We start from the raw sequence: 25,930 nt of genomic DNA on the forward strand, positions 1-25,930 counted from the left end.
CAGTTGACGAGACATCAGGGGGCGCCGTGACACGTCGTGGCGGACGGTTCAGAACGGTACTGACGGTTCTCGCGGCGTGGAGTGTGCTCACCGGCGGGGCCCTGGTGGGAGCGGCGCCGGCCACCGGCGCGCCCCGGGCCACAGGCCTCATGCCGGGCGTCGCGTACACCGAGTTCGACGTACCGGCCTCCCACGGTGTGGCACACGCCCATGTGCTGAGCGTCGATCTGCGCCACCGCCGGGTGGGCGTCGGCCTGCTGTACCCGGGCGTGGTGGCCGCGCGGGAGACGGTCTCCCGGATGGCCACGGCCGCGGGCGCCGTCGCCGGGGTGAACGGCGACTTCTTCAACATCACCGAGGTCCAGCACTCCGGTGTCACGGCCACCGGCGCGCCCGTCGGCCCGGCGATCGCCCGCGGACGCGCCCTCAAGGCGGCCGTGCCGGACGGTCAGCGCTTCGGCCCGGCGCCGCCGCCCGGTACGAGCACCAGGGACGTGCTCGGTGTCACGGCCGACGGCCGGGCCCGCCTGGACGGCATCGCCCTCGACGGTTCCGTCACCACCGCCGAGGGCGTCCTCCCGCTCGGTGGCCTCAACCAGTACGCCCTGCCGGTCGGCTCCGTCGGGGCGTTCACCTCCGACTGGGGCACCGTCTCCCGGATGCGGGCCGTGTGCGGCACCGACACCGACCGTGCGGCACCGTGCAGCACCGATGTCCACGAGGTGCTGGTCGCGGGCGGCCGCGTGGTCTCCGCCGCGCCCTCGCCCGGCAGCGGTGCCGTCACGCCCGGCGCCACGGTCCTCGTCGGCCGCGAGGCGGGCGCCCGGTGGCTGCGCGGGCTCTCCCCCGGCGACCCGGTTGCGGTACGGCACCGTCTGGTGACGGCGACGACCCGCGTCCCGTACGCCTTCGCGCTCGGCGGCCACCCGGTCCTGCGGTCGGGCCGGCCGCTGCCGGGCCTCGACGACACCGTCTCGGCGGTACGTACGGCCGCCGGCATCGCCGAGGGCGGCCACCGGCTGCTGCTGCTCGCCCTCGACGGAGCCCCCGCCCACCGGTCCGGCCTCACCGTCGCCGAGGTCGCCGAGGTGATGCGGGAGCTGGGCTCGGACGACGCGTTCAGCCTGGACGGCGGCGGCTCCTCCACGCTGGTCGCCCGTGCCGCCGGCGAGAGCGCCGTCACCGTACGGAACCACCCCGGAGCCGGCGCCGAACGGCCCGTACCGAACGGGATCGGCGTGTTCGTCAAACCCCGTCGGCACGAAAGGACATGAGGGCCGGGCTCATGGGTTCAGACTGCCGACGATCTCCGCCGTGGCCGTGAGCCCGTTGTGGATGGTCGGCGCCAGACTGGTGCTCGCCATGGAGAAGCCGAGCAGCACACAGACGGCGGCGTGCGAGAACTTCAGCGCTCCGTTGCGCATGAAGACCACCGTCAGGATCACGAGCAGCAGCACCACAGAGATGGAAATGGCCATCGTCAACCTCCTCCGCCACGCCCACTTCGCGGCATTCGGCCGCAAGTGTGGCGTAGCGGAGGGTTCGTCCGTGCGGCTGACGTGTCCGCCGAACGTGTGGTGTCACGGCGTCAGGCGGTGTCGCGGGCGTCCAGGAAGGCTTCGAGGCCCGCGAGGTCATCGGTGTTGAGGTGGTCCACGTCCGCGGCGAGCAGTTCGCCCCAGAGCGCGTCCCGGTCCGGGCCGGCCAGGTCCGGCGTCGCCCAGAACCGCACCCGCTGCCCGCGCCGGTGCGCCGTCGAGACGATGGTGCGCAGCTTGGCCCGCTCGGTGTCCGGGAACGGGCCGGCGCCCCGCCAGGTGAAGTTCGGCGCCCAGTTGTCGGAGATCAGCGGAATGAAGGAGGCGGGCGCGGGTCTCGCGCTCAGCAGGTCGGCGAGCCGTCCGTCGTAGAAGGCGCGCCGCACGGTCTGCGCCTCCATGGGGGCCCGGGCGGCCCGGTCCCCGGAGATCACGGCCGTCACCGGTCCGGGGTGCGCCCGGCCGTGCGCGTACGTCGTGAACAGGTGCCGGTGGCGCCGCAGGTGCCGGTCGAGTTCCAGATAGGTCGAGGAGCCCTCGGTCTTGATGTCGATGAGGAGTTGGAACGGCTTGCGACGCCCCCGGTACACGGAGCCGTGGTGGGCGCGGACGCGGGCGGCGAGTGGTTCCAGGTAGAGGGATTCGAGGGTGCGGGCAGGGTCGAGGCCCTCGGGGTCGTGGGCGACGAGGAGTTGGTCGCCGACGAGGAAGACGTCGGCCTCGACGCTGCCGAAGCGGTGGTCGAGGGCGTCGAGCAGGGGGCGCGGGTGCTCGTAGTCGTTGTGCGCGTGGGCACGCCGCAGCGGTCGCGGACGGTGCCCGCGCGGTTCCGCCGCCAGCGCCTCGGCGGCGGGCAGGGCGAGCGGTCCGGCGAGTGCGGCGCCGAGGGTGGTGAGCGCTCTGCGGCGGGTGGTGAGGGCCATGCTCTGCCTCCCCTGAGGTGGCGTACGGGACCCCAGCGAGTATGGGGTCCCGAACCGAGCAAAGAGCCTGTGCGGGGCGGAAGTCGGCCGGGCCGACGTCGTCGGTTCATCTCGTCCGCGCGGGGCGCGCGAGATGGCCCGCCCATGCGGGGCGGGCCGTTTCGCGCGCTGTGGTGGCGCTGTCCGACGGTGGCTCAGGGCGCGCGCAGGTCGACCAGTTCGGCCAGTGCCTCCCGGTGGGCGCCCGCGGTGCCGTAAGCGATCGCGTCGGCCTTGGCCCGCTTGAGGTACAGGTGGACCGGGTGTTCCCACGTCATGCCGATGCCGCCGTGGAGTTGCAGCGCCTCCTCGGCCGCGTGGACGGCCACGGGGGCGGCGAACGCCTGGGCGACGGCGACCGCGACGTCGGTGTCGTCGCTGCCGATGGCGAGCGCGTCGGCCGCGTTGCGGGCGGCGGCCCGCAGGTTGACGACCTCCAGCCACAGCTGTGCCAGCCGGTGCTTGAGCGCCTGGAAGCCGCCGACGGGCCGGTTGAACTGCTTGCGCTCCTTGAGGTAGCGGACCGTCTCGGTCAGCGTCCAGTCGGCGAGCCCGAGTTGCTCGGAGGCGAGCAGCCCCGCCCCGGCACGCAGGGCCCGGCGTACGGCGGGTTCCGCGTCACCGAGGAGGCGGCCGGGCGCCCCGTCGAGCGCGACCCTGGCCAGGGGCCGGGTCAGGTCGAGGGAGGCCTGCGGGGTCACGGTCGCGGCGGAGGCGTCGACCGCGTACAGACCGCCGTCGTCGGCGGGCACGAGCAGCACGTCGGCGACGGTCGCGTCCGCGATGCCGGTCAGCTCGCCGTGCAGGGCACCGTCCTCGAACCGGACGACCTGGTAGGCCCCGCCGGCGGCGACGTTCAGCGCGACCGCCAGGGCGCCGATCCTGCGGCCGGAGGCCAGCTCGGCGAGCAGGTCGTCGGCGGCGCAGGCCAGCAGGGCCTCGGTGGCGACGACGGCGCTCGTGAGGTACGGCAGGGGGGCGACGGCACGCCCCAGCTCCTCCAGGACGACGGCGGCCTCGCGATGGCTGGCGCCCTGGCCGCCGCGGTCCTCGGGGACGAGGAGTCCGGCGAGGCCCATACCGTCGGCGAGCGCCTTCCAGGCGGCCGGGTCGTGCGGGGCGTCCGACTCGACGCGCGCGATGACACCGGCCGCGTCGCAGTGGTCGGCGAGCAGGTCGCGGACGGCCGCGCGGAGGGCCTCTTCCTCCTCCGAGTACAGCAGGTCGGGCTGGGTGCTCATCGGGCCAGGTCCTTCCAGGCGACGTCCTTGTCGGTGCGCGGCTCCGGGGGCAGGCCCAGGACGCGCTCGGCGACGATGTTCAGCAGGACCTCGGTGGTCCCGCCCTCGATGCTGTTGCCCTTGGAACGCAGGTAGCGGTAGCCGGCGTCGCGGCCGACGAAGTCGACCAGCTCGGGGCGGCGCATGGTCCAGTCGTCGTACAGCAGGCCCTCCTCGCCGCGGAGTTCGACCTCCAGGCCGCTGATCTCCTGGTTGAGGCGGGCGAAGGCGAGCTTCATGCCGGCGCCCTCGGGGCCGGGCTGTCCGGCCACGAGCTGCTGGCGCAGCCGCTCGGCGGTGAGCCGGGCGGCCTCGGCCTCGACCCACAGCCTGAGCAGCCGCTGGTGGAGGTCGTGGGTGCGCAGCTCGGGCCGTTCGCGCCAGGTCCTGGAGACGGGGCCGATCATGCCGCCCTCGCGGGGCAGCCGCATACCGCCGATGGCGACGCGTTCGTTGTTGAGGGTGGTCTGCGCGACCTTCCAGCCGTCGCCGACCTCGCCGAGGCGGCGCGCATCGGGGATGCGGACGTCGGTGATGAAGACCTCGTTGAACTCGGCCTCGCCGGTGATCTGCCGCAGCGGCCGGACCTCGATGCCGGGGTCGGTCATGTCGCAGATGAAGTAGGTGATGCCCCGGTGCTTGGGCACGTCCGGATCGGTGCGGGCGATGAGGATGGCCCAGCGGGCGACGTGGGCGCTGGACGTCCACACCTTCTGCCCGTTGACGACCCAGTCTCCCCCGTCCTCCCGCACGGCCCGCGTCCCGAGCGCGGCGAGGTCGGACCCGGCGCCGGGCTCGCTGAAGAGCTGGCACCACACCTCCTCCCCGGTCCACAGGGGCCGCAGATAGCGCCGCTTCTGCTCCTCCGTGCCGTAGGCGAGGATCGTGGGCGCGGCCATGCCGAGGCCGATGCCGATCCGCCGCGGGTCGTTGTCGGGCGCGCCCTCGGCCTCCAGGTCGGCGTCGACGATCGCCTGGAGGGAGCGCGGGGCGCCGAGGCCGCCGAGTCCCTCGGGGTAGTGGACCCAGGCGAGCCCGGCGTCGAAGCGGGCGCGCAGGAAGTCCAGCCGGTCGGTGGTGGCGGGCGGGTATGCGGCCAGCAACTCGGCGGTGCGGCGCTTGAGTTCGGCTGCGTCGGTCATGCGGCGGCTCCGTTCTCCGGCGAGGGCACCACGACGACCCGGCCGGTGGTGACACCGTCCGCGACGCGCTGGACGGCGGCCGCGGCCCCGTCGAGCGGCACCCGTTCGCTCACCAGGGGCTTGACGACGCCTCGCGCCGCCAGTTCGGTGAGCTGTTCGTGGCAGTGCTGGACCAGCTTCGGGTTCTTGGTGTTGTACAGGCCCCAGTGCAGGCCGAGGATCGAGTAGTTCTTCACCAGGGCGTGGTTGAGGCCGGGGCTCGGGATGTTCCCACTGGCGAAGCCGACGACCACGATCCGCCCCTCGAAGGCGACGACCTTGGTCGACTGTGTGTAGGCCTCGCCGCCCACGGGGTCGTAGATCACGTCGGCGCCGCGTCCCCCGGTGGCCTCCTTCACGGCGGAGACGACGTCCTCGCTCCGCCGGTCCACCACCACGTCGCAGCCCAGTTCCCGGGCGACGGCGGCCTTGTCGGCGCCGCCGACGACCCCGATGACCGTGGCGCCGGCCGCCTTGCCGAGCTGCACGGCCGCGCTGCCGACCCCTCCGGCGGCGGCGTGGACGAGCAGCGTCTCCCCCGCTTCGAGGCCGGCCCGGCGGTGGAGGCCGAACCAGCCCGTCTGGTAGCCGATGTGCAGGGCCGCGGCCTCCGCGTCGTCCAGCGCCCCGGGCGCGGGCAGCAGGGCCGCGGCGTCCGCCACGGTGTACTCGGCGAAACCGCCGTGGGGCAGCGCCGGGGTGGCGATGACCCGGCGGCCGTCCTCGGTCTCACCGCAGATCTCCACTCCGGGCGTGAACGGCAGCGGGGGGCGGACCTGGTAGTGGCCCCGGGCCATCAGCACGTCCGGGAAGTTGATGTTCGCGGCGCGCACCCTCAGCAGGACCTGGCCGCCACCGGGCGTGGGCCGCTCCACGTCCCGGAGCCGCATCACCTCGCTCGGCTCGCCGTTCTCGTGCACTTGCCATGCCTGCATGCGGTGCCTCCACGGGACAGCTTCGTCGGACCGGGGTGGACTGACATCCGCATACTAAGCGGTCGCTTGCCATCCGGGGAACAGTCGGCGGACAGTAGCGTGCGTCACCGGCGGGCGGGCTTGGCGCGGACGTGCATCCGCTCCCCCTGCGGCCCGAACAGACTGAGGAACTCCGCCGGCGCCTCGCCCGCCGCCCCGAACCAGTGCGGCACCCGGGTGTCGAACTCGGCGGCCTCCCCCGCGGTGAGCACCACGTCGTGCTCACCGAGCACCACGCGCAGCCTCCCCGAGAGCACGTACAGCCACTCGTACCCCTCGTGGGTGCGCGGCTCGGGGACCTGCTGCCCCTCCGGCTCGACCCGCACCTTGAAGGCCTGGAGGCCGCCCGGCTGCCGGGTGAGCGGCCAGTACGTCCGCCCGTGCCGCACGATCGGCTTGGACCGGACCCGCGGATCACCGACGGGCGGCTCCCCGATCAGCTCGTCCAGCGGGACCTGGTGGGCCCGCGCGATCGGCAGCAGCAGCTCCAGGCTGGGCTTGCGCAGCCCCGACTCCAGCCGGGAGAGGGTGCTCACGGAGATCCCGGTCGCCTCCGACAGGGCGGCGAGCGTCACCTCCCGCTCCTTGCGGAGGGCTCGCAGCCTCGGCCCGACCCCGGCGAGCACCTCGTCCGTACCGCTCGCCGCCTCGCTCTTCTCACTCATGCCGCTATTGCAGTTTCGGCAAAGGCGTTTGTCAATGCGGCAGCTCTCGGGCGACCTTTTCCGTGGAGGTGGTCACCATGACCGAGCAGTACGAAGTGATCGTGATCGGCGGCGGCGCGGCCGGACTGTCCGCGGCCCTGGTCCTCGGCCGGGCCCGGCGCCGGACCCTGGTCGTCGACGCCGGGGAGCCCCGCAACGCGCCCGCCGCGCATATGCAGGGCTATCTGTCCCGGGACGGCATGCCGCCGCAGGAGTTCCTGGCCGTGGGCCGCGAGGAGATCGCCCGGTACGGCGTGGAACTCGTCCGGGGTCGCGCGGTCGACGTCGCCCGGAACGAGGACGCGGACGACGCCGAATTCTCGGTGACCCTGGCCAACGGCCGGACCTTCCACGCCCGGCGCCTCGTCGTCGCCACCGGCCTGCAGGACGAGCTGCCGCCGGTGCCGGGGGTCGCCGAGCGGTTCGGACGGGACGTCCTGCACTGCCCCTACTGCCACGGCTGGGAGGTGCAGGACCAGGCGTTCGGTGTGCTCGCCACCACCCCCATGAGCGTGCACCAGGCCCTGATGGTCTCCCAGTGGTCCAAGGACGTCACCCTGTTCCTGCACACCGTCCCCGAGACCGACCTCTCGGACGACGACCTGCGCCGGCTCTCCGCGGCCGGTGTCCGCGTGGTCCCCGGCGAGGTCGCGGGCCTGCTGACCGAGGACGACCGCCTCACCGGCGTCCGGCTCAGCGACGGCACGACCCACCCCCGGCAGATCCTCTTCGTCGCCCCCCGCCCCCTCCCCCAGACCGGCCTCCTCGAGCACCTGGGCGCCGACCTGCGCGAGACCCCCTTCGGCAGCTACCCGGTCGTCGACCCGAACGGCCTGACCTCGGTCCCCGGCGTCTGGGCGGTGGGCAACGCCATGGGCTTCTCCGAACAGGTCGTCAACGCCGCCTCCACCGGCTACCGGGCAGGCGCCGTCATCAACGGAGACCTCCTGATGACAGACCTGGACGCGACGGTGCCGTCGTAGGGGCCAGGTCAAGCCAGGGGCGCAGGGAACGACGCACATGGAACGGCGCTGGTCCCCACAGGGACGCTGGGAACCGCGCAGACGATCGGCCCGAAGGGCCGTCGAGGGGCGCGGGGAACGGCGCGACCAGCCCCCACCCACCCGCACCCGCCACACACCCCCGCCCCCACCCACTGGGCGCCCGGCGAAACTCCGTAGGACCATGGCTGCATGCTGTTCGCCCAGCTGGCCCACCTGTCCCGGCAGCTCGCCGCCACCTCGGCCCGCTCCCGCAAGACCGCTCTGCTCGCCGAGCTGTTCCGGCACGCCGAGGCGAACGACGTACCGATCGCCATCCCGTACCTCGCGGGACACCTCCCCCAGGGCCGTCTCGGCATCGGCTGGAAGATCCTCGACCAGGACATCGCCCCCGCAGCCGAGCCCACCCTGACCGTACGCGGGGTCGACGCCCGGCTCACCGAGATCGGCGGCGTCACCGGCAGCGGCTCGCAGGCGGAACGCCGACGCCTCGTCGGTGAGTTGCTGGCCGAGGCCACCGACGTCGAGCAGCGCTATCTGTTCGGGCTCCTCACCGGCGAGGTCCGGCAGGGCGCGCTCGACGCGGTGGCCGTCGAGGGCCTGGCCGCCGCCACGGGCGCGCCCGCCGCCGGCGTCCGCCGGGCGGTGATGCTGGCCGGCTCCCTGCAGACCGTGGCGCAGGCGCTGCTCGCGGACGGCCCGCCCGCACTGGAGCGGTTCCACCTCACCGTGGGGCGGCCGGTCCTGCCGATGCTGGCGCACAGCGCCTCCTCGGTCGCGGAGGCCGTGGAGAAGCTGGGCGCCTGCGCGGTCGAGGAGAAACTGGACGGCATCCGCGTCCAGGTCCACCGCGAAGGCCCCGAGGTACGCCTCTACACCCGGACCCTCGACGACATCACCGACCGCCTCCCCGAACTGACCGCGGCGGCACTGGAGTTGCGGGGCGAACGGTTCATCCTCGACGGGGAGGTGATCGCGTTCGACGAGAAGGGACGGCCGCGTTCCTTCCAGGAGACGGCCGGGCGCGTCGGCTCGCGGCTGGACGTGGCGACGGCCGCCGGACAGGTGCCCGTCGCACCGGTCTTCTTCGACGCGCTCTCCGTGGACGGCCGGGACCTCCTCGACCTGCCGTTCACCGCACGCCACACCGAGCTGGCCCGTCTCGTCCCGGAGCCGATGCGCGTCCGGCGCACCCTTGTACACGGCCCCGACGACCTGGCCGAGGCGGAGCGGTTCCTCGCCGACACCCTCGCCCGGGGCCACGAGGGGGTCGTACTGAAGGCCCTCGACGCCGCCTACAGCGCGGGCCGGCGCGGTGCCTCCTGGCTGAAGGTCAAGCCCGTGCACACCCTCGACCTGGTGGTGCTGGCCGCCGAGTGGGGCCACGGGCGCCGCACCGGCAAGCTCTCCAACCTCCACCTCGGCGCCCGCACCGCCGACGGCGGCTTCGCGATGCTCGGCAAGACCTTCAAGGGCATGACCGACGCGATGCTGACCTGGCAGACCGAGCGGCTGCGTGACCTGGCGGTCGAGGAGAAGGGCTGGGGCGTGGCCGTCCGCCCCGCACTCGTCGTGGAGGTCGCCTACGACGGCCTCCAGCGCTCCACCCGCTATCCGGCCGGTGTCACCCTCCGCTTCGCCCGCGTGATCCGCTATCGCGAGGACAAGTCCCCCGCCGAAGCCGATACCGTCGAGACCCTGCTCGCCGCACACCCGGAGGTAGCCCGGTGACGACCCCCAAACGCAGTGCCGGCCTGCTGCTGTACCGCCGCACCGAGCACGGCGTCGAGGTGTTGCTGGGCCATATGGGCGGCCCCTACTTCGAGCGGAGGGACGCCGGCGCGTGGACCGTGCCCAAGGGCGAGTACGAGCCCGACGAGCCCGCCTGGGAGGCGGCGCGCCGCGAGTTCCGGGAGGAGCTGGGGCTGGAGCCGCCCGACGGGGAGGCCGTGCCGCTGGGCGAGGTGCGGCAGACCAACGGCAAGATCGTCACGGTCTGGGCGATCGAGGCCGACCTCGACCCGGCGACGGTGGTGCCGGGCACCTTCCGCTTGGAGTGGCCGCCCAGGTCGGGGCGGTTCCAGGAGTTCCCCGAGCTGGACCGGGTGGAGTGGTGCGGCCTGGAGCGGGCCCGCGCGGTGCTCGTGAAGGCGCAGACGGAGTTTCTCGACCGGCTGCCTGAGCACTCGGACTGAGTCCGCGTTGCGGCGCGCGTCGCCGCGCGGGAAGGTCGAGGGACAGCCCACGCAGGAGGTCAGGCATGCCCATCGCGACGGTGAATCCGGCGAACGGCGAGACGCTCAGGACGTACGAGGCACTGGGCGAGGAGGAGATCGAGCGCCGGCTCGCCGTCGCCGACAGCACGTTCCGTACGTACCGGACGACGTCCTTCGCGGAACGCGCCCGGCTGCTGCGCCGGGCCGCCGACCTCCTGGACGAGGACGCGGAGGACGTCGCCCGTGTGATGACGACCGAGATGGGCAAGCCGATCAGGCAGGCCCGCGCCGAGGCCGCCAAGTGCGCCAAGGCGATGCGCTGGTACGCCGAGCACGCGGAGGTGCTGCTCACCGACGTGGAGCCCTCCGACGCGGACGTGAAGGACTCCGGCGCCTCCCGCGTCCTGGTCCGCTACCGTCCGCTGGGCCCGGTCCTCGCCGTGATGCCCTGGAACTTCCCCCTCTGGCAGGTGATCCGCTTCGCCGCGCCCGCGCTGATGGCCGGCAACGTGGGCCTGCTCAAGCACGCCTCGAACGTCCCGCAGACCGCCCTGTACCTGGAGGACCTCTTCCGCCGGGCGGGCTTCCCCGAGGGCTGCTTCCAGACCCTGCTCATCGGGTCCGGCGCCGTCGAGGGCGTCCTGCGCGACCCGCGGGTGCGGGCCGCCACCCTCACCGGCAGCGAGCCCGCGGGCCGGTCCGTGGCCTCCGTCGGCGGCGACGAGATCAAGAAGACCGTGCTGGAGCTCGGCGGCAGCGACCCGTACATCGTGATGCCGTCCGCCGACGTCGACCGCGCGGCGAGCACCGCCGTGACGGCGCGTGCCCAGAACACCGGCCAGTCCTGCATCGCCGCCAAGCGGTTCATCGTGCACGCCGACGTGTACGACGCCTTCGCCGAGCGGTTCGTCGAGGGCATGAAGGCGCTGAAGGTCGGGGACCCGCTGGACGAGGACACCGATGTCGGCCCGCTCTCCAGCGAGCAGGGCCGCGAGGACCTGGAGGGTCTGGTCGACGAGGCCGTGGAGAGCGGCGCCACGGTGCTGTGCGGGGCGGAGCGCCCGGACGGGCCCGGCTGGTACTACCCGCCGACCGTCCTCGCCGACATCACCCCCGAGATGCGTGTCCACCGCGAGGAGACCTTCGGTCCGGTAGCCACCCTGTACCGGGTCGCGGACCTCGACGAAGCGATCGCGATCGCCAACGACACGCCCTTCGGACTCAGTTCGAACGTGTGGACGCAGGACGCCGCCGAGGTCGACCGCTTCGTCCGGGACCTCGACGCGGGGGGCGTCTTCGTCAACGGAATGACCGCCTCCCACCCGGCGTTCCCGTTCGGCGGGGTCAAGCGGTCGGGTTACGGACGTGAGCTGTCGGGACACGGAATCCGGGAGTTCTGCAACATCACCACCGTGTGGCACGGGGCGTGAGCGTTCCGCGGTTACCATCCCCGTTGTGAACCGCGAAGTGACTCTGCCTCTGATCGTCGACGACCGCGGGAACCTTCAGGTGGCCGCCGCCGATGTCAGCAAGCTGCTGCGAACGGTGGGCGGGCGGTGGCTGCACCTCGTGGAGGCGGGTGCGGACGACCTGGACGAGGACACGGTGGCCGCGTTGACGATCGAGCTGGCGAAGCTGGCCGACCGTATCGACGTGGCGTGCATCGCGCACAGCAGTGGTGCCGTGTCCGGCTGAGACGTACCTCAACGCCCTTCACAGGCGCGCGAGGGTGCTCCAGAACAGGGATTCGTAGCTCTGCAGCAGTCGGCCGTGACGATGGGCGAGTCTCTCGTCGATCCGGCCGGCCTCCCACCCCTCCTCCACGGCCGTCCGGGCGCTCTTCTCCAGGTCGGGGGACGGCTCGGCGAAGAAGTCGAAGAAGGCGCAGGCATCGTCGCCGAAGTCGTAGTGGTGGCGCAGGGCTTGCGCGATCACGGCGCAGTAGCCGCCCCAGGAGGCGAAGTTGGCGGTCAGGGCGAGGACCGCGTCGGCCGGCTCGGCCTCCAGCGCGAGGCGGGCCACGTACGACGGATAGGCCTGGCAGCCCGGCAGCGGTTCGTGGGCCGCGGCTCGTTCCTCGTCCACGCCGCAGGCCCTCGCGAACGCGGTCAGGTGTCCGGCCGCCACGGCCTCGCCGTCCGCGAGCAGCCGGAAGAAGGCGGCGCCGGCGGGGGCTTCGGTCGCCGCGCGCTGGGCCAGACGGGCGAAGGAACGGTGGTCGGAGCCGATCACCAGGTGCTGCTCCAGGGCGAGTACGGCGAGGGTGGCGCGGTCGGCCGCACCGGAGGCGATGAGCGGCAGGAGGGGGTTGTCGTCGGGTTCGGGGGCCAGTCGCGTCGTGAGGGTGTCCAGCAGCTGCCCGGCCGTGCGCGTCATTGCGTCCTCCTGTCGGTTCCGGCGGTGGCGCCGTGCTTCCCCGACCTTGGCACGGCCGCCCGGTTCGGAGTAGTGGGCGGTGGTCCGTCCGGCTTCGCCGGTCTGGAGTAGTCCGGCGCGAGATCGCCGGGCCACCGGGTGATCGTGGGTAACCGAGCGAACCAACCGTGCCCGGGCCCGAAGGCCTTGCGGACAGCGAAAGCAGGCGTTCTCCATGGGTGACGACACATGACGACGAGCGAAGAGACCCTCGGTGCTCCGCCGGTACGGCACTGGCCCGTCCTGAATCTGAACGGGGTCGACTTCGACCCCCTGCTGGCCGAGCTGATGCGGGAGGGTCCGATCAACCGGATCCAGTTGCCCGACGGCGAGGGCTGGGCGTGGCTGCTGACCCGCTACGACGACGTACGGCTGGTGACGAACGACCCCCGGTTCAGCCGTGCCGAAGTGATCGGCCGTCAGGTCACCCGGCCGGCAGCGCACTTCGTCCCGCCGCCCGGCGCGATGCACTTCGTGGACATGCCGGACCACGCCCGGCTGCGCAGCTCCGTCGCCCCCGCCTTCGGCACCCACGGCATCGAACGCCTCCGGACGGCCGCGCGGCGGACGCTGGACGCGGTGGTGGACGCGATGCTGCGCGACGGCCCGCCCGCCGATCTCGTCGCACGGGTGCTGGAGCCGTTCCCTTTCACCGTGATCTGCGAGCTGATGGGCGTCCCCGAGGCGGACCGTGCGGACCTGCGGGAGTGGACCCGCCGGATCCTGTCGTCCACCGACGGTGGCGCGGCCGGCCGTCAGGCCCGACGGGACATGGAGGCGTACTTCGCGAAGGCCGTCGCCGCGGACCGGCACTCCGACGGCGAGGACGTCGTCTCCCTGCTCGGCTCGGCCGTGGACCGGGACGACATCACGGAGGAGGAGGCGACGGCCCTGGCCTGCTCCCTCCAGCTCGGCGGCGAGACCGTCACCCACCACGCGGGCCGGCTGTTCTCCATCCTGCTGACCCGCCCCGACCTGCTCGCCCGTCTGCGTGCGGAACCCGGGCTGCGACCGCAGGCCCTCGACGAGCTGCTGCGGTACATCCCGCACCGCAACGCCGTCGGCCTCTCCCGTATCGCCCTGGAGGACGTGATCCTCCACGGCGTCCGCATCCGGGCCGGCGACCCGGTCTACGTCTCGTACCTGGCCGCCAACCGTGACCCGGACGTCTTCCCCGACCCCGAGCGCATCGACTTCGACCGCGCCCCGAACCCCCATCTGGCCTTCGGGTACGGGGCGCACTCCTGCGCGGGTGCCCACCTGGCCAGGCTGGAGATCGGACTGATCACCGATACGCTCCTCGACCGCGTACCGGGCCTGCGGCTGGCCGTGCCGCCCGCCGAGGTCCGCTGGCGGCGGGGGGCCCTGATCCGCGGCCCCGAGGCCCTCCCCGTCGCCTGGTGACCGTGACCGCCCTCAGCGGGCCCGAAGGGCCTTCCGCCGGCCACGCCGGCACCCATGCGCACATCCGCACTTCAGGGGCGGCCAGGAGCGCGGGGGCTGTCGAACGGTCCCCCACGCGCCCGCGGCCCGCCTCGCACGGAAGATCCCGCGGTGCTACCGGATCGACATCCCCGAGACCGTCCGGGCGATCACCAGCCGCTGGATCTCGCTGGTGCCCTCGAAGATCGTGTAGATGGCCGCGTCCCGGTGCATCCGCTCCACCGGGTACTCCCGGGTGTACCCGTTGCCCCCGAGGATCTGCAGCGCCTGCGCGGTCACCTTCTTCGCCGTCTCGCTCGCGAACAGCTTCGACTGGGACCCCTCGGCGGCGGTGAACGGCCTGCCGTTGATCGCCATCCACGAGGCCCGCCACACCAGCAGCCGTGCCGCGTCCACGGCCGTCCGCATGTCCGCCAGCTGGAACGCGACGCCCTGGTTGTCGATGATCGGCCGCCCGAACTGCTCACGGGTCTTGGCGTACTCCAGCGCCACCTCGTACGCGGCGCGAGCGGTCCCCACGGCCATCGCGCCGACCGCCGGCCGGCTCGCCTCGAACGTCGCCATCGCCGCGTTCTTCACCCGCTCACCGCCGGCGGCCTTCGCCCGCTCCCGGGCCCGGGCGAGCCGCTCGTCGAGCTTCGCCTTCCCGCCGAGGAGGCAGGAGCCGGGCACCCGCACGTCCTCCAGCACGACCTCGGCGGTGTGCGAGGCGCGGATGCCGTGCTTCTTGAACTTCTGGCCCTGGGACAGACCGGGCGTGTTCGGCGGGACGATGAAGGACGCGTGGCCCTTGGAGCCGAGTTCGGGGTCGACGACGGCCACCACCACATGGACGTTGGCGATGCCGCCGTTGGTCGCCCAGGTCTTGGTGCCGTTGAGCACCCACTCGTCCTTGGCCTCGTCGTACACCGCGCGGGTGCGCATGGAGGCGACGTCGGAGCCGGCGTCGGGCTCGGAGGAGCAGAACGCGGCCACCTTGACGTCGTTGGCGTCGCCGTACATCTGGGGGATCCAGGTGCCGATCTGCTCCTCGGTGCCGTTGGCGAGGACGCCCACCGCGGCGAGGCCGGTGCCGACGATGGAGAGCGCGATGCCGGCGTCACCCCAGAACAATTCCTCCATGGCCATCGGAATACCGAGGCCGGTGGGGTCGAAGTACTGCTGGGCGTAGAAGTCGAGGGAGTAGATGCCGACCTTGGCGGCCTCCTGGATGACCGGCCAGGGCGTCTCCTCGCGCTCGTCCCACTCGGCGGCGGCGGGCCGGATCACATCGGCGGCGAATCCGTGCAGCCAGTCGCGGACCTCTCGCTGTTCCTCGTTGAGTTCCATGGTGAACTCGGCCATGACGCCTCCAGCACTGCACTAAGATGTTACCTGCGGTAACGCGAGTCTGTTACCGGTCGGTAGGAAAAGTCAACTCCCGGGTCGCCCTCGGTAGCCCGTTCGATCGCGACATGTCCATCAGTGCTACTTTGCGCAGGCGTCACCGAAATACGTACTGGGGGAGAGACATGGACACCACGCAGTCGACCGACCAGGAACGGTCCGCCGACCGTCGTCGGCGCGAGCTGCTGGAGGCCGCGGACCGAGTGGTGCTCCGCGACGGCCCCGGGGCGTCGATGAACGCCATCGCCGCCGAGGCGGGCATCACCAAGCCCATCCTGTACCGCCACTTCGGCGACAAGGGCGGACTCTACGCCGCTCTCGCCCAGCGTCACACCGATGCCCTCCTGGACTCCCTGCGGGCCGCCCTGGACGCCCCGGCGGAGCGCCGGGAACGCGTCGAGGCGACGCTCGACACCTATCTCGCGGCCATCGAGGCCCGCCCTCAGGTGTACCGCTTCCTGATGCATCCCGCCGAGGGCGGTCAGCCCGGGGGCGACCAGGGCTTCGACGTGGGCAAGCACTCCGCGCCCCTGCTGCGCCGGATGGGCGAGGAACTGGGCAAGGTCATAGAGGACCGCCTCGACCTCGGCCCCGACAGTCGTCGGCTGGCCCGCGTCTGGGGCCACGGCATCGTGGGCATGATGCACGCCGCAGGCGACTGGTGGCTCGGCGAACGTCCCTGCACCCGGGCCGAGTTGGTCCGCAGCCTGGCCGACCTCCTGTGGGGCCGCCTGGCGGCGGCCGGCGACAAGGTGGGCGGCCCGGGTTTCTAGCGCCGCAACCGGCAACGGTCGCCCCGCCGAGACGTCAGGTGCCCCACGGTGCCTTCGCGATCTTCCGCCGCATCCGGGAGCGACGCCACCCCGAGAGCCGGTCCACGTACACCCGGCCCTCGAGGTGATCGCACTCGTGCTGGAGGCACCGCGCGAAGAACCCGGTCCCCCGCACCCGCACCCGGTCGCCGTCGACCGTGTAGCCCTCCACCACGGCCTCGTCGTAGCGTTCCACCCCCGCCTCCAGCCCGGGCAGCGAAAGGCACCCTTCCGGCCCACGCAGCACGATCCCGTCCGCCGACACCAGCCGCGGGTTCACCACGTGGCCGAGATGGCGCTCGTCCTCGTCGTCCGGGCAGTCGTACACGAACACCCTCAGCGCCCGGCCCACCTGGTTCGCGGCCAGACCCACGCCCCGCGCGTCGTACATGGTCGCGAACATGTCCTCCACGAGCCGCGCGAGTTCGGGGCCGAACTCGGTGACGTCCTCACCAGGGGCGTGCAGGACGGGGTCCCCGAGCAGTGCCATGGGGAGAACGCGCCCTCGGGCGCCGGGAATCGAGCCGCTTCGCATGGGCGCAAGAGTACGTTCGGACCCGATATCGCCGGTCCCGTCGGTGCGAGGCCCCCGGCGAGATTCGGGCACGTGAGTGGATCTCGATAGGCTTTGGTCCACACGTTGCCGGGACTGGGCGCGGCGCTGTACGCAAGGAGGATCGAGAACTGATGGCAGGCAACTCGGACCCGCTGACGCCGCGGGCCAAGCTGGCCGTGACGGCGGGCAAGGCGGTCGCGGCGGCATCACGTGCCGCGGGACGCGGTAGCGGATCGGTGATCGGCGGCCGGGTGGCCCTCAAACTCGACCCCGATCTACTCGCCAGACTGGCGCAGAGCCTGGACGTCGTCCTGGTCTCCGCCACCAACGGCAAGACGACCACGACCCGGCTGATCGCTGAGGCCCTGCGCGCCGCGGGCCCGGTCGTGTCGAACGCGCTGGGCGCGAACATGCCCGCGGGCATCACCTCGGCGCTCGCCGGGAACTCCGACGCCAAGTTCGGTGTCATCGAGGTCGACGAGAAGTACCTCGCCGGCGTGGCGCGGGACACGGACCCCAAGTGCATCGCGCTGCTCAACCTCTCGCGCGACCAGCTCGACCGGGCCGCCGAGACCCGCATGATGGCGGAGGCCTGGCGGGAGGGCCTGGCCGGCACCAAGTCCGTCGTCGTCGCCAACTGCGACGACCCGCTGGTGGTGTGGGCCGCGTCGTCCTCCCCCAACGTGGTCTGGGTCGCCGTCGGCCAGATGTGGAAGGACGACGCCTGGTCGTGCCCGTCCTGCGGCGGTGTGATGCAGCGCCCGGGCGACGACTGGTTCTGCGGCGAGTGCGGGTTCCGCCGGCCCACCCCGAGCTGGGCGCTCTCCGGCGACCACGTCCTCGACCCGCACGGCTCGGCCTGGCCTATCCACCTCCAGCTGCCGGGCCGCGCCAACAAGGCGAACGCGGCCTCGTCGGCCGCCGTCGCCGCCGTCTTCGGAGTGCCCCCGCAGGTCGCCCTGGAACGCATGTACCAGGTGCAGGCGGTGGCCGGGCGCTATGACGTGGTGCAGTTCATGCAGCGCGACCTTCGGCTGCTGCTCGCCAAGAACCCGGCCGGCTGGCTGGAGACGTTCTCGCTGATCGACCCGCCGCCGTCGCCGGTGATCCTCTCGGTGAACGCGCGCGGCGCCGACGGCACCGACACCTCCTGGCTGTGGGACGTCGACTACACGCGGCTGACCGGCCACCCGATCTTCGTCCTGGGCGACCGGAAGCTCGACCTCGCGGTGCGTCTGGAAGTGGCCAACCAGCACTTCCAGGTCTGCGACAGCCTCGACCAGGCGGTGCAGATGTGCCCGCCGGGCCGGATCGAGGTCATCGCCAACTACACCGCCTTCCAGGACCTGCGCCGCCGCGTGGGCAACTGACCACGAGGACTCGAGGGGAACTCATGAGTGACAACAGCCTGCGGGTCGTCTGGGTCTACCCGGACCTGCTCAGCACCTACGGCGACCAGGGCAACGTGCTGGTCGTGGAGCGCCGGGCGCGTCAGCGCGGCCTGGACGTGGCCCGGCTGGACGTGCGCAGCGACCAGCCGATCCCGACCTCCGGCGACATCTACCTGATCGGCGGCGGCGAGGACCGTCCGCAGCGGCTCGCCGCCGAGCGGCTGCGCCGCGACGGGCATCTGTACCAGGCGGTGAACAACGGCGCGATCGTGTTCGCCGTGTGCGCCGGCTACCAGATCCTCGGCCACGAGTTCGTCAACGACCTCGGGCAGCGCGAGCCGGGCCTGGGTCTGCTCGACGTGACCACGGTCCGCGGCGAGGGCGAACGGTGCGTCGGCGACGTCCTCGCGGACATCGACCCGCGCCTCGGTCTGCCCCAGCTGACCGGGTTCGAGAACCACCAGGGCGTCACGCACCTCGGCCCCACCGCCCGGCCGTTCGCGAACGTGCGGCTCGGCAAGGGCAACGGCACGGGCGACGGCACGGAGGGCGCGTACAACGACACCGTGTTCGGCACCTACATGCACGGTCCGGTGCTCGCGCGGAACCCGCTGATCGCCGATCTGCTGCTGAAGCTGGCGCTCGACGTCAACGCGCTGCCGCCGACCGACGACCACTGGTTCGAGGCGCTCCGCAACGAGCGGATCGCGGCGGCCACCCAGCCGGCGTAGCGCATGCGCGCGGAGCGGCCGAGACGGCGTCGGCCACGGCCCGCGCACCGGGACGAGGGCGGGCCGAGGAGCCTGGGAAACGGTTCCTCAGTGCCCGTACCGAAGCCCGTCTGACACCGCCCCCGCTCACCTGTGACAGCCCGTCTGACCAGGGCCGCGCTCACCTGTGCGGGGGCGTCCAGCAGGCGGACGCCCGCTACGGTCCCGCCCCGTGCCGCCGGTAGGGTGGCGGGGATTCCGCCGGACAGCGTGGTCCGGATCCTGCCCACGTTGAGAAGGTAATTCGGGCTATGCGCATTGGTGTCCTCACGTCCGGCGGCGACTGCCCCGGGCTGAACGCCGTCATCCGGTCCGTCGTGCACCGTGCCGTCGTCGACCACGGCGACGAGGTCATCGGCTTCCGGGACGGCTGGAAAGGCCTCCTGGAGTGCGACTACCTCAAGCTCGACCTGGACGCGGTGAGCGGCATCCTTGCTCGCGGCGGCACGATCCTCGGTTCCTCCCGGGTCCAGCCCTCGCATCTGCGGGACGGTGTGGAGCGGGCGAAGGGCCATGTCGCGGAGCTGGGCCTCGACGCGATCATCCCCATCGGCGGTGAGGGCACGCTCAAGGCGGCCCGGCTGATGTCGGACAACGGCCTGCCCGTGGTGGGCGTGCCGAAGACCATCGACAACGACATCGCGGTCACGGACGTCACCTTCGGCTTCGACACGGCCGTCGGTGTCGCCACCGAGGCCCTGGACCGCCTGAAGACCACCGCCGAGTCCCACCAGCGCGTCCTGGTCGTGGAGGTCATGGGCCGCCACACCGGCTGGATCGCCCTGCACTCCGGCATGGCGGCGGGCGCGCACGCCATCGTCGTGCCGGAGCGGCCCTTCGACATCGAGGAGCTGGCCGCGCGGGTCGGCGAGCGCTTCGAGGCAGGCAAGCGCTTCGCGATCGTCGTGGCGGCCGAGGGCGCCAAGCCGAAGGCCGGGTCCATGGACTTCGACGAGGGCGGCAAGGACATCTACGGACACGAGCGGTTCGCCGGCATCGCCCGGCAGCTCTCCGTCGAGCTGGAGGCACGGCTCGGCAAGGAGGCGCGGCCGGTGATCCTCGGGCATGTGCAGCGCGGCGGTACGCCGACCGCGTACGACCGGGTGCTGGCGACGCGCTTCGGGTGGCACGCGGTGGAGGCCGTGCACCGCGGGGAGTTCGGGAAGATGACCGCGCTGCGCGGCACGGACATCGTGATGGTCCCGCTGGCGGAGGCGGTGGAGACGCTGAAGACGGTTCCCGAGGAGCGTTACGCAGAGGCTGAGTGCGTGCTCTGACTCCAGGGTTCGCCGTAACCGCCCCCGGTCGCCGACGCGGCCGGGGGCGGTTCTAGTCTGGTGCGGGACAGACGGCGCTCAACCCCCACGAAACAGGAGCCGGCGGAATGGATCACAGCGGGCACGGCACGGATCTCCTCCCCTTCACCCTGGGGCGGGGACTCGGGTGGTCGGCGGACCCGTTCTTCCTGGTCGGCTGTCTGGCGGCACTCGCGCTGTACACGTGGGGCGTCGTCCGGCTCGTGCGGCGCGGGGACAGGTGGCCGGCCGGGCGGACGGTGTCGTTCGTCGCGGGTGTACTGCTGATCATGCTGGTGATGTGCACCAGGCTGAACGACTACGGCATGGTCATGTTCAGCGTGCACATGGTGCAGCACATGGTGATCAGCATGCTGGCGCCGATCCTGCTGCTGCTGGGCGCGCCGATCACCCTGGCGCTGCGGGCGCTGCCGACGGCGGGCAAGGGCCGCAAGGGGCCCCGTGAACTGCTGCTGATGCTGCTGCACAGCTGGTACATGCGGATCGTCACGCACCCGGCGTTCACGATCCCGATGTTCATCGCGAGCCTGTACGCGCTGTACTTCACCCCGCTGTTCGACTTCCTGATGGGGTCCCGGCCGGGACACATCGCGATGATGGTGCACTTCCTCGCGGTGGGTCTGGTCTTCTTCTGGCCGATCATGGGCGTGGACCCCGGCCCGCACCGGCCGGGCTATCTGATGCGGATGCTGGAGCTGTTCGCGGGCATGCCGTTCCACGCGTTCTTCGGCATCGCGCTGATGATGGCGTCCACGCCGATGGTGAAGTCGTACGAGAACCCGCCCGCGTCGCTGGGCATCGACGCGCTCGCCGACCAGAACGCGGCCGGCGGGATCGCATGGGCGTTCAGTGAGATCCCGTCCGTGCTGGTGCTGCTCGCGCTGCTCTTCCAGTGGTACGGCTCCGAACAGCGCCAGGCCCGGCGCAAGGACCGGGCGGCCGACCGGGACGGCGACAAGGAACTCGAGGCGTACAACGCCTATCTGGCCTCACTCAACGCTCGCGGCCGCTGAGCCCTTCTCGATGTCGCGGGACCACTCCCCTTTTCCCCGGCCTCATTTCCTTTGTTCGGCCCCACGGCCGCGCATTCATATTCTTCTTGACTGAAAGGCTTTGTCCTTCAGTAGCATGATGCGTGACCCCGCTTCCGTTCCGCGGGGCGTCGGGGGAAACCGCCGGGGGGAGCGGTCATGACAATTCACGCCTGCCTGCGAACATGCTTGCGAAATTCCGGGAAATCCACCGTCCGCGGGATCGCCGCTCTTCTTGCGGGAATGGTGATGCTCAGCGGATGCGCCGATTCCGGGCCGGCACTGCTCCCGGTGAAGGCCGTCGCCGCGGGCGTGGCCTCCCTCGCACCTTTCTTCGACGAGAACGCCGGACTGGGCAGGGACCAGAGGAACCTCAGGTCCCGTGCGCCGCACAGCGGGCTCCAGCAGGGGAACGCACCCGGCCTGTACGGGGGAACACGGAAGCGACCGAAGATCTGCGACGTCGGCAAACTCGAGAGTTTCCTCACCGATCCCAAGCACCGGAAAAAGGCTCAGGTATGGGCCGGCCTCGCCGGTGTGAAGGTCGACGGGATCGGCGATTATCTCGACGGTCTCACCCCCGTTCTCCTGCGCCACGACACCCTCGTGAAGAACCACGACTACAAGAACGGCGAAGGCGTCGGCTTCGACGCCCTGCTGGAAGCGGGCATCGCCGTATTGGTGGACGAGCACGGTCTGCCCGCGGTGAAGTGCAGCTGCGGGAATCCGCTACGGGCGTTCGACGACGACCCCCGGCGCATCGACGTGAGGTTCGACAACGGCAACGACAAGTGGGACGGCTACGACAAGTCCGCCCTGGTCGTGGTCAAGCCCGCGCCCGAGCGGCTGAAGGAGGTCAGGCTCGTCGACGTCGAGGACCCGGACCAGGGCATCGGCAGGGACGTCGGCACCGCCGGCGAGTCGGACGAGACCTTCGACGCGCGTGAGCGGCGGACCGTGCCCGAGGTGGAGGGGAAGTCCTTCGGTGAGGCGAGCGCGGCTCTGGCCGACAGGGGCCTGGCGGCGGTGGCCGAAGGGGACGAGATGCCGCCGAGTGATGCTGTGGTGAGCGGGTCGAGCCCGGGACAGGGCACCAGCCTGGAGTTCGGGGACGCGGTGACGCTGACGGTGGACCGGACACCGAGCGAGTCCTCGCAGTCGGACGGTGGCACCGGCCCGGGCGGGGACTCGGGGGGCTCCGGGTCGCCACCTCGGAGCACGCCGCCGGGATCCCCCTCGAAGCCCACGCCGACGCCGACACCGACACCGACACCGACTCCCCCACCCACGCCCACCCCGACACCCACTCCCTCGTCCCCGTCCCCGGCCCCGATCGCCCCGACGCCTACGCCGGAATCGGGCACTCCCACCCCGATCCCCACCACGTCGAGTGCGTCCCCTCCCCCGCCGGAACCCACCTCGACGAAGGACGGCGATCCGCCCGCCGCCCCGAAGGTCGACCCGACCACAGGTGATCCCGCACCGGCCGGCGGCTCCCCGTCCGAGGAACCGGGTGATCCGCGTGATCCCGGCGGGGGCCCCGGCGGAGATGCCAAGGACCCCGTCGATGCCCCGGCCCAGCCCGTATGGATCTGAACCCTGGGGAGTGACCGATGCAGTCAGAAGCACCGGAGTCGGGAGTCGGCCGGGTCATCGCCGACCGCTACCTCTTGCTGAACCGCCTCGGCAGCGGCGGTATGGGCCATGTCTGGCTCGCCCACGACCGGCAGCTGGACTGCGAGGTGGCGCTCAAGGAGATCGTGTTCCGCGACCCGGCCGAGGAGGAGCACGAGCGCGCCGCCCGTATCGCCCGGGCCCGTGCGGAGGCCCGCCACGCCGCCGGGCTGCGCGGCCACCCCCACGTGGTCACCGTGCACGACGTCCTGGAACACGACGATCTGCCGTGGATCGTCATGGAGTACGTACCGGGCGCCCTGGACCTGAAGGCGCTCGTCACCCGGCGCGGCCCGCTCGCGCCCGCCGAGTGCGCCCGTATCGGGCTCGCCGTGCTGGACGCGCTGACCGCCGGGCACGAGCGCGGCATCATGCACCGGGACGTCAAACCGGCCAACATCCTGCTCGCCCCCGACCGCACCGGCTCGCCGTGTGCGCGCGTCCTGCTCACCGACTACGGCATCTCCGTCCAGCCCGATACCCAGGAGACCCGCCACACCCGCACCCACATGCTGGTGGGCACCGCCGGGTATCTGGCGCCCGAGCGGGCCCAGGGCGGGCCGCCGACCGCCGCGGCCGACCTGTTCTCGCTGGGCTGCACGCTGTACTACGCCGTGGAGGGGTACGGCCCCTTCGACCGGGACTCCGGGATCGCCGCCCTGACCGCCGTCGTCCTGGAGCAACCGCGCCCGGTGCTGCGGGCCGGCGCCCTGGAACCGTTGCTGGTCACGATGCTGGCCAAGGACCCCGTGCGGCGGATCACCGCCGCCGAGGCCGAGGTGGCGCTCACCGCGATCCTGACACCTCAGGCACACCCCCGCACCCAGCGCGGCCCGCACCCGCACGAGACGCCGTGGCTCGCTCCCGTCCCGGCACCGGACAGCCCTTCGGCCCGTGCCGCCTCCCCCGGCCACGGCCCCACCCCCCGCACCCGCGGCATCCCCGCGGACGGACGGCGCCGCCATCACCGCGGGAAGGCCCTGTGGGCCGGTATGGCGACCACCCTCGGCCTGGCACTTCTGGTGAGCGGGGTGATGTACGGCCTGGAGAACCTGCCGGGCATCGGCGGCCTGCGTGGTGGCAACGGGAGCGGTGCTCTGCCGTACGGGGCCGCCGTCGGGCTGACCCGGGCGCTGGAGAACGGCGACTGCGTCGACGCCGTGTGGCCCGGCACGCCCTTCGCGGGCCGGCCCCGGCTCACCGTCGTGGACTGCGGTGAGGGGACGGACGGGCAGGTCATGGCGGTGTACGAGGCCGCGTCCGCCGAGGACGCCCGCGGCAGCGGTCCCGCCAGGTGCGAGCGGCTCACCGAGGAGGCCGACGACAGGCTCGCCGACACCCGCGGCTACGCGGTGGTCCCCTCCACCGACGGCTTCGACACCGCCGGGCAGCGCGTCGCCTGTCTGCTGCTGGGGGCCCACGGCCCGGTGCACGGCCCGATCGGGGAGCACCGCCCGATGGGCATGCTGTTCACGGACACGGCCACCATGCAGAAGCGGGACTGCCTCGACAGGCTTTCCGACACCCGCGCCAAGCTGGTCCCGTGCGACGGGCCGCACGACCAGCAGGTGCTCGCGTTTCTTCGGCTGCCTCCGGACACGAAGCTGAGGGACGCGAAGGACGAGGGACCCGGCATCTGCCGGAAGGAGGCGCCGCCCAAGGAGTACGGCTACCCCCACGACACCTATGAGGCCGATGTCTGGGTGGGCGGGAGTGGATGGCATTCGGACACACATTTCGTCGTCTGCACCGCGATTCGCCTGGACAGGCGCACCATGGAGAAGGACGAACCATGAGGAGGGTGTTGCGATGCCCAGTTCGACTAAGGCCATGGGGGTGCTCACCGTGGGTGGGCTGGTCGTGGTGACGGCCTACACCGTGGCTCTCGGAAGCAATGGCTGGCTGTGGTTCGGATGGGTCGTCCTCGGCCTGCTGACGCTGGGGATGGTGGCATCGCGCACCTGAATCGCACGCTGCGCGACCCTCAGGCTCGGGGTATTACCCCGTCCGGGTGTACGCCCGGCTGGTACTTGGGCAGCCGGGCGGTGATCTTCATGCCCGCGCCGACCGCGGTCTCGATGACGAGGCCGTGGTCGTCGCCGTACACCTGGCGGAGCCGTTCGTCGACGTTGCTGAGGCCGATGCCCCCCGAGGGGCTCGTCTCGCCGGAGAGGATGCGGCGCAGCACCTCGGGGTCCATGCCGACGCCGTCGTCCTCGATGACGACGAGTGCCTCGGCGCCCGAGTCCTGGGCGGTGATGCTGATGTGGCTCTTGTCGAGGCGGCCTTCGAGACCGTGTTTCACCGCGTTCTCCACCAGCGGCTGGAGGCAGAGGAAGGGCAGGGTGACCGGCAGGACCTCCGGGGCTATCTGCAGGGTGACGGAGAGGCGGTCGCCGAAGCGGGCCCGGACCAGCGCCAGGTAGTGGTCGATGGCGTGGAGCTCGTCGGCGAGGGTGGTGAAGTCGCCGTGTCTGCGGAACGAGTAGCGGGTGAAGTCGGCGAACTCCAGCAGGAGTTCGCGGGCGCGCTCGGGGTCGGTGCGGACGAACGAGGCGATCACGGCGAGCGAGTTGAAGATGAAGTGGGGGGAGATCTGGGCGCGCAGCGCCTTGATCTCGGCCTCGATCAGCCGGGTCCGGGACTGGTCGAGGTCGGCGAGTTCGAGCTGGACGGAGACCCAGCGGGCGACCTCCCCGGCCGCGCGGACGAGGACGGCGGACTCCAGGGGTGCGCAGGCGACGAGCGTGCCGTGGACGCGGTCGTCGACCGTGAGGGGGGCGACGACCGCCCAGCGGACCGGACAGTCGATGATGTCGCAGGTCAGGCGGAAGGCCTCGCCCCGGCCGCTCTCCAGGGGTCCGGCCAGACGCTCCATGATCTCGGCTCGGTGGTGCTCGCCCACGCCCTCCCAGGCGAGGACCGACTCGTGGTCGGTGAGGCACAGCGCGTCCGTGCCGAGCAGGGTGCGCAGCCGCTTGGCCGACTTGCGGGCCGTCTCCTCGGTGAGGCCGCCGCGCAGCGGGGGCGCGGCGAGCGTCGCGGTGTGCAGGGTCTGGAACGTGGCGTGCTCCACGGGCGTGCCGAGGCCGCCCAGGCTTCTGCCCGGCCGGGCCGTTCGGCGGCCGAGCCAGAAGCCGGCCGCGAGGAACGGCAGCACCGCGACCAGGAACCCGGCCAGGAACCCGCTGACTTCACCGCTCACCGTTCGCCTCCCGCATCCGCTGCGCCTCCCGCCGCCCGCGGGCCTCCGTCCGCCCGTCGGCCGCTTCTCCCACCG

25 protein-coding genes are annotated in these 25,930 nt (G+C 72.1%); 15 read left to right on the forward strand and 10 right to left on the reverse strand.

Going from position 1 to position 25,930, the window contains the following annotated elements:
- Positions 1-83 precede the first annotated feature (83 nt).
- Positions 84-1,274 (forward strand): phosphodiester glycosidase family protein, encoded by a 1,191-nt coding sequence (locus AC067N_RS26130; protein ID WP_478681386.1) that lies wholly within the window; start codon positions 84-86, stop codon positions 1,272-1,274.
- Between the two features lie 9 nt (positions 1,275-1,283).
- Here the strand turns inward: AC067N_RS26130 and AC067N_RS26135 are convergent, their stop codons facing one another.
- The 6 genes from AC067N_RS26135 to AC067N_RS26160 form a co-directional block, all read right to left on the reverse strand.
- Complete coding sequence (locus AC067N_RS26135; protein ID WP_478681306.1) at positions 1,284-1,478, reverse strand: hypothetical protein; 195 nt, start codon at positions 1,476-1,478, stop codon at positions 1,284-1,286.
- A gap of 110 nt (positions 1,479-1,588) precedes the next feature.
- The gene (locus AC067N_RS26140; RefSeq protein WP_478681307.1) at positions 1,589-2,461 is read right to left on the reverse strand and encodes a phosphatidylinositol-specific phospholipase C/glycerophosphodiester phosphodiesterase family protein; all 873 of its coding nucleotides are present in this window, start codon (positions 2,459-2,461) and stop codon (positions 1,589-1,591) included.
- Positions 2,462-2,655: 194 nt separating this feature from the next.
- Positions 2,656-3,741 (reverse strand): acyl-CoA dehydrogenase family protein, encoded by a 1,086-nt coding sequence (locus AC067N_RS26145; protein WP_478681308.1) that lies wholly within the window; start codon positions 3,739-3,741, stop codon positions 2,656-2,658.
- A complete protein-coding gene (locus AC067N_RS26150) occupies positions 3,738-4,922 on the reverse strand; it encodes an acyl-CoA dehydrogenase family protein (RefSeq protein WP_478681309.1) in 1,185 nt (394 codons plus the stop codon). The genes AC067N_RS26145 and AC067N_RS26150 overlap by 4 nt, the downstream gene beginning before the upstream one ends.
- Positions 4,919-5,896 (reverse strand): NADPH:quinone oxidoreductase family protein, encoded by a 978-nt coding sequence (locus tag AC067N_RS26155; RefSeq protein WP_478681310.1) that lies wholly within the window; start codon positions 5,894-5,896, stop codon positions 4,919-4,921. Before AC067N_RS26155 ends, AC067N_RS26150 begins: the two co-directional genes overlap by 4 nt.
- A gap of 104 nt (positions 5,897-6,000) precedes the next feature.
- Complete coding sequence (locus AC067N_RS26160; protein ID WP_478681311.1) at positions 6,001-6,600, reverse strand: helix-turn-helix domain-containing protein; 600 nt, start codon at positions 6,598-6,600, stop codon at positions 6,001-6,003.
- 77 nt (positions 6,601-6,677) lie between these two features.
- Between AC067N_RS26160 and AC067N_RS26165 the strand changes: the two genes are divergently transcribed.
- The 5 genes from AC067N_RS26165 (at position 6,678) to AC067N_RS26185 (ending at position 11,551) form a co-directional block, all read left to right on the forward strand.
- A complete protein-coding gene (locus AC067N_RS26165; protein ID WP_478681312.1) occupies positions 6,678-7,622 on the forward strand; it encodes an NAD(P)/FAD-dependent oxidoreductase in 945 nt (314 codons plus the stop codon).
- A gap of 210 nt (positions 7,623-7,832) precedes the next feature.
- On the forward strand, positions 7,833-9,371 hold the full coding sequence (locus AC067N_RS26170) for an ATP-dependent DNA ligase (protein ID WP_478681313.1): 1,539 nt from the start codon (positions 7,833-7,835) through the stop codon (positions 9,369-9,371).
- On the forward strand, positions 9,368-9,835 hold the full coding sequence (locus AC067N_RS26175) for an NUDIX hydrolase (RefSeq protein ID WP_478681314.1): 468 nt from the start codon (positions 9,368-9,370) through the stop codon (positions 9,833-9,835). The genes AC067N_RS26170 and AC067N_RS26175 overlap by 4 nt, the downstream gene beginning before the upstream one ends.
- 65 nt (positions 9,836-9,900) lie before the next feature.
- Positions 9,901-11,286 carry an NADP-dependent succinic semialdehyde dehydrogenase gene (locus tag AC067N_RS26180; protein WP_478681315.1) on the forward strand — a complete coding sequence of 462 codons (1,386 nt, stop codon included), beginning with the start codon at positions 9,901-9,903 and terminating at the stop codon, positions 11,284-11,286.
- Between the two features lie 25 nt (positions 11,287-11,311).
- Positions 11,312-11,551, forward strand: a complete 240-nt coding sequence (locus AC067N_RS26185; protein WP_478681316.1) for a DUF6213 family protein — start codon at positions 11,312-11,314, stop codon at positions 11,549-11,551.
- A gap of 18 nt (positions 11,552-11,569) precedes the next feature.
- On the opposite strand, the gene AC067N_RS26190 is transcribed toward AC067N_RS26185, so the two are convergent.
- The gene (locus AC067N_RS26190) at positions 11,570-12,232 is read right to left on the reverse strand and encodes a thiaminase II/PqqC family protein (RefSeq protein ID WP_478681317.1); all 663 of its coding nucleotides are present in this window, start codon (positions 12,230-12,232) and stop codon (positions 11,570-11,572) included.
- Positions 12,233-12,460: 228 nt separating this feature from the next.
- Between AC067N_RS26190 and AC067N_RS26195 the strand changes: the two genes are divergently transcribed.
- Positions 12,461-13,675: a cytochrome P450 gene (locus AC067N_RS26195; RefSeq protein WP_478681318.1), complete on the forward strand. Its 1,215-nt coding sequence runs from the start codon at positions 12,461-12,463 to the stop codon at positions 13,673-13,675.
- 153 nt (positions 13,676-13,828) lie between these two features.
- On the opposite strand, the gene AC067N_RS26200 is transcribed toward AC067N_RS26195, so the two are convergent.
- Positions 13,829-15,058, reverse strand: coding sequence for an acyl-CoA dehydrogenase family protein (locus AC067N_RS26200; protein WP_478681319.1), 1,230 nt, complete (start codon positions 15,056-15,058; stop codon positions 13,829-13,831).
- A 167-nt stretch (positions 15,059-15,225) separates the two neighbouring features.
- Between AC067N_RS26200 and AC067N_RS26205 the strand changes: the two genes are divergently transcribed.
- Positions 15,226-15,873 carry a TetR/AcrR family transcriptional regulator gene (locus AC067N_RS26205; protein WP_478681320.1) on the forward strand — a complete coding sequence of 216 codons (648 nt, stop codon included), beginning with the start codon at positions 15,226-15,228 and terminating at the stop codon, positions 15,871-15,873.
- A gap of 34 nt (positions 15,874-15,907) precedes the next feature.
- On the opposite strand, the gene def is transcribed toward AC067N_RS26205, so the two are convergent.
- On the reverse strand, positions 15,908-16,447 hold the full coding sequence (gene def / locus AC067N_RS26210) for a peptide deformylase (protein ID WP_478681321.1): 540 nt from the start codon (positions 16,445-16,447) through the stop codon (positions 15,908-15,910).
- Positions 16,448-16,599: 152 nt separating this feature from the next.
- Here def and AC067N_RS26215 point away from each other — a divergent pair, with 152 nt between their 5' ends.
- The 7 genes from AC067N_RS26215 to AC067N_RS26245 all read left to right on the forward strand — a co-directional run bounded on the left by AC067N_RS26215 (position 16,600) and on the right by AC067N_RS26245 (position 24,615).
- Positions 16,600-17,838 (forward strand): MurT ligase domain-containing protein, encoded by a 1,239-nt coding sequence (locus tag AC067N_RS26215; protein WP_478681322.1) that lies wholly within the window; start codon positions 16,600-16,602, stop codon positions 17,836-17,838.
- Positions 17,839-17,861: 23 nt separating this feature from the next.
- Entirely contained in the window at positions 17,862-18,590 is a 729-nt protein-coding gene (locus AC067N_RS26220) for a type 1 glutamine amidotransferase (protein ID WP_478681323.1), read from the forward strand.
- A 290-nt stretch (positions 18,591-18,880) separates the two neighbouring features.
- Positions 18,881-19,906: a 6-phosphofructokinase gene (locus tag AC067N_RS26225; protein WP_478681324.1), complete on the forward strand. Its 1,026-nt coding sequence runs from the start codon at positions 18,881-18,883 to the stop codon at positions 19,904-19,906.
- A gap of 107 nt (positions 19,907-20,013) precedes the next feature.
- On the forward strand, positions 20,014-20,958 hold the full coding sequence (locus AC067N_RS26230; RefSeq protein ID WP_478681325.1) for a cytochrome c oxidase assembly protein: 945 nt from the start codon (positions 20,014-20,016) through the stop codon (positions 20,956-20,958).
- Positions 20,959-21,219: 261 nt separating this feature from the next.
- A complete protein-coding gene (locus tag AC067N_RS26235) occupies positions 21,220-22,572 on the forward strand; it encodes a DUF6777 domain-containing protein (protein ID WP_478681326.1) in 1,353 nt (450 codons plus the stop codon).
- Between the two features lie 17 nt (positions 22,573-22,589).
- The gene (locus AC067N_RS26240) at positions 22,590-24,446 is read left to right on the forward strand and encodes a serine/threonine-protein kinase (RefSeq protein WP_478681327.1); all 1,857 of its coding nucleotides are present in this window, start codon (positions 22,590-22,592) and stop codon (positions 24,444-24,446) included.
- A 13-nt stretch (positions 24,447-24,459) separates the two neighbouring features.
- The gene (locus AC067N_RS26245) at positions 24,460-24,615 is read left to right on the forward strand and encodes a hypothetical protein (RefSeq protein ID WP_468080424.1); all 156 of its coding nucleotides are present in this window, start codon (positions 24,460-24,462) and stop codon (positions 24,613-24,615) included.
- Between the two features lie 19 nt (positions 24,616-24,634).
- Here the strand turns inward: AC067N_RS26245 and AC067N_RS26250 are convergent, their stop codons facing one another.
- A complete protein-coding gene (locus tag AC067N_RS26250) occupies positions 24,635-25,855 on the reverse strand; it encodes a sensor histidine kinase (RefSeq protein WP_478681328.1) in 1,221 nt (406 codons plus the stop codon).
- Between the last annotated feature and the right edge of the window lie 75 nt (positions 25,856-25,930).

Source organism: Streptomyces sp. NPDC042364 (genome assembly GCF_056437585.1).

What these genes read in the sequence shown, in the direction of transcription:
- AC067N_RS26205 (WP_478681320.1), top strand. Translation starts at nt 15,226, where the DNA reads ATGGACACCACGCAGTCGACCGACCAGGAACGGTCCGCCGACCGTCGT.
- AC067N_RS26240 (WP_478681327.1), top strand. Translation starts at nt 22,590, where the DNA reads ATGCAGTCAGAAGCACCGGAGTCGGGAGTCGGCCGGGTCATCGCCGAC.
- AC067N_RS26235 (WP_478681326.1), top strand. Translation starts at nt 21,220, where the DNA reads ATGGTGATGCTCAGCGGATGCGCCGATTCCGGGCCGGCACTGCTCCCG.
- AC067N_RS26165 (WP_478681312.1), top strand. Translation starts at nt 6,678, where the DNA reads ATGACCGAGCAGTACGAAGTGATCGTGATCGGCGGCGGCGCGGCCGGA.
- AC067N_RS26190 (WP_478681317.1), bottom strand. Translation starts at nt 12,232, where the DNA reads ATGACGCGCACGGCCGGGCAGCTGCTGGACACCCTCACGACGCGACTG.
- AC067N_RS26155 (WP_478681310.1), bottom strand. Translation starts at nt 5,896, where the DNA reads ATGCAGGCATGGCAAGTGCACGAGAACGGCGAGCCGAGCGAGGTGATG.
- AC067N_RS26245 (WP_468080424.1), top strand. Translation starts at nt 24,460, where the DNA reads ATGCCCAGTTCGACTAAGGCCATGGGGGTGCTCACCGTGGGTGGGCTG.
- AC067N_RS26150 (WP_478681309.1), bottom strand. Translation starts at nt 4,922, where the DNA reads ATGACCGACGCAGCCGAACTCAAGCGCCGCACCGCCGAGTTGCTGGCC.
- AC067N_RS26215 (WP_478681322.1), top strand. Translation starts at nt 16,600, where the DNA reads ATGGCAGGCAACTCGGACCCGCTGACGCCGCGGGCCAAGCTGGCCGTG.
- AC067N_RS26195 (WP_478681318.1), top strand. Translation starts at nt 12,461, where the DNA reads ATGACGACGAGCGAAGAGACCCTCGGTGCTCCGCCGGTACGGCACTGG.
- AC067N_RS26145 (WP_478681308.1), bottom strand. Translation starts at nt 3,741, where the DNA reads ATGAGCACCCAGCCCGACCTGCTGTACTCGGAGGAGGAAGAGGCCCTC.
- def (WP_478681321.1), bottom strand. Translation starts at nt 16,447, where the DNA reads ATGCGAAGCGGCTCGATTCCCGGCGCCCGAGGGCGCGTTCTCCCCATG.
- AC067N_RS26135 (WP_478681306.1), bottom strand. Translation starts at nt 1,478, where the DNA reads ATGGCCATTTCCATCTCTGTGGTGCTGCTGCTCGTGATCCTGACGGTG.
- AC067N_RS26180 (WP_478681315.1), top strand. Translation starts at nt 9,901, where the DNA reads ATGCCCATCGCGACGGTGAATCCGGCGAACGGCGAGACGCTCAGGACG.
- AC067N_RS26160 (WP_478681311.1), bottom strand. Translation starts at nt 6,600, where the DNA reads ATGAGTGAGAAGAGCGAGGCGGCGAGCGGTACGGACGAGGTGCTCGCC.
- AC067N_RS26225 (WP_478681324.1), top strand. Translation starts at nt 18,881, where the DNA reads ATGCGCATTGGTGTCCTCACGTCCGGCGGCGACTGCCCCGGGCTGAAC.
- AC067N_RS26220 (WP_478681323.1), top strand. Translation starts at nt 17,862, where the DNA reads ATGAGTGACAACAGCCTGCGGGTCGTCTGGGTCTACCCGGACCTGCTC.
- AC067N_RS26170 (WP_478681313.1), top strand. Translation starts at nt 7,833, where the DNA reads ATGCTGTTCGCCCAGCTGGCCCACCTGTCCCGGCAGCTCGCCGCCACC.
- AC067N_RS26140 (WP_478681307.1), bottom strand. Translation starts at nt 2,461, where the DNA reads ATGGCCCTCACCACCCGCCGCAGAGCGCTCACCACCCTCGGCGCCGCA.
- AC067N_RS26200 (WP_478681319.1), bottom strand. Translation starts at nt 15,058, where the DNA reads ATGGCCGAGTTCACCATGGAACTCAACGAGGAACAGCGAGAGGTCCGC.
- AC067N_RS26230 (WP_478681325.1), top strand. Translation starts at nt 20,014, where the DNA reads ATGGATCACAGCGGGCACGGCACGGATCTCCTCCCCTTCACCCTGGGG.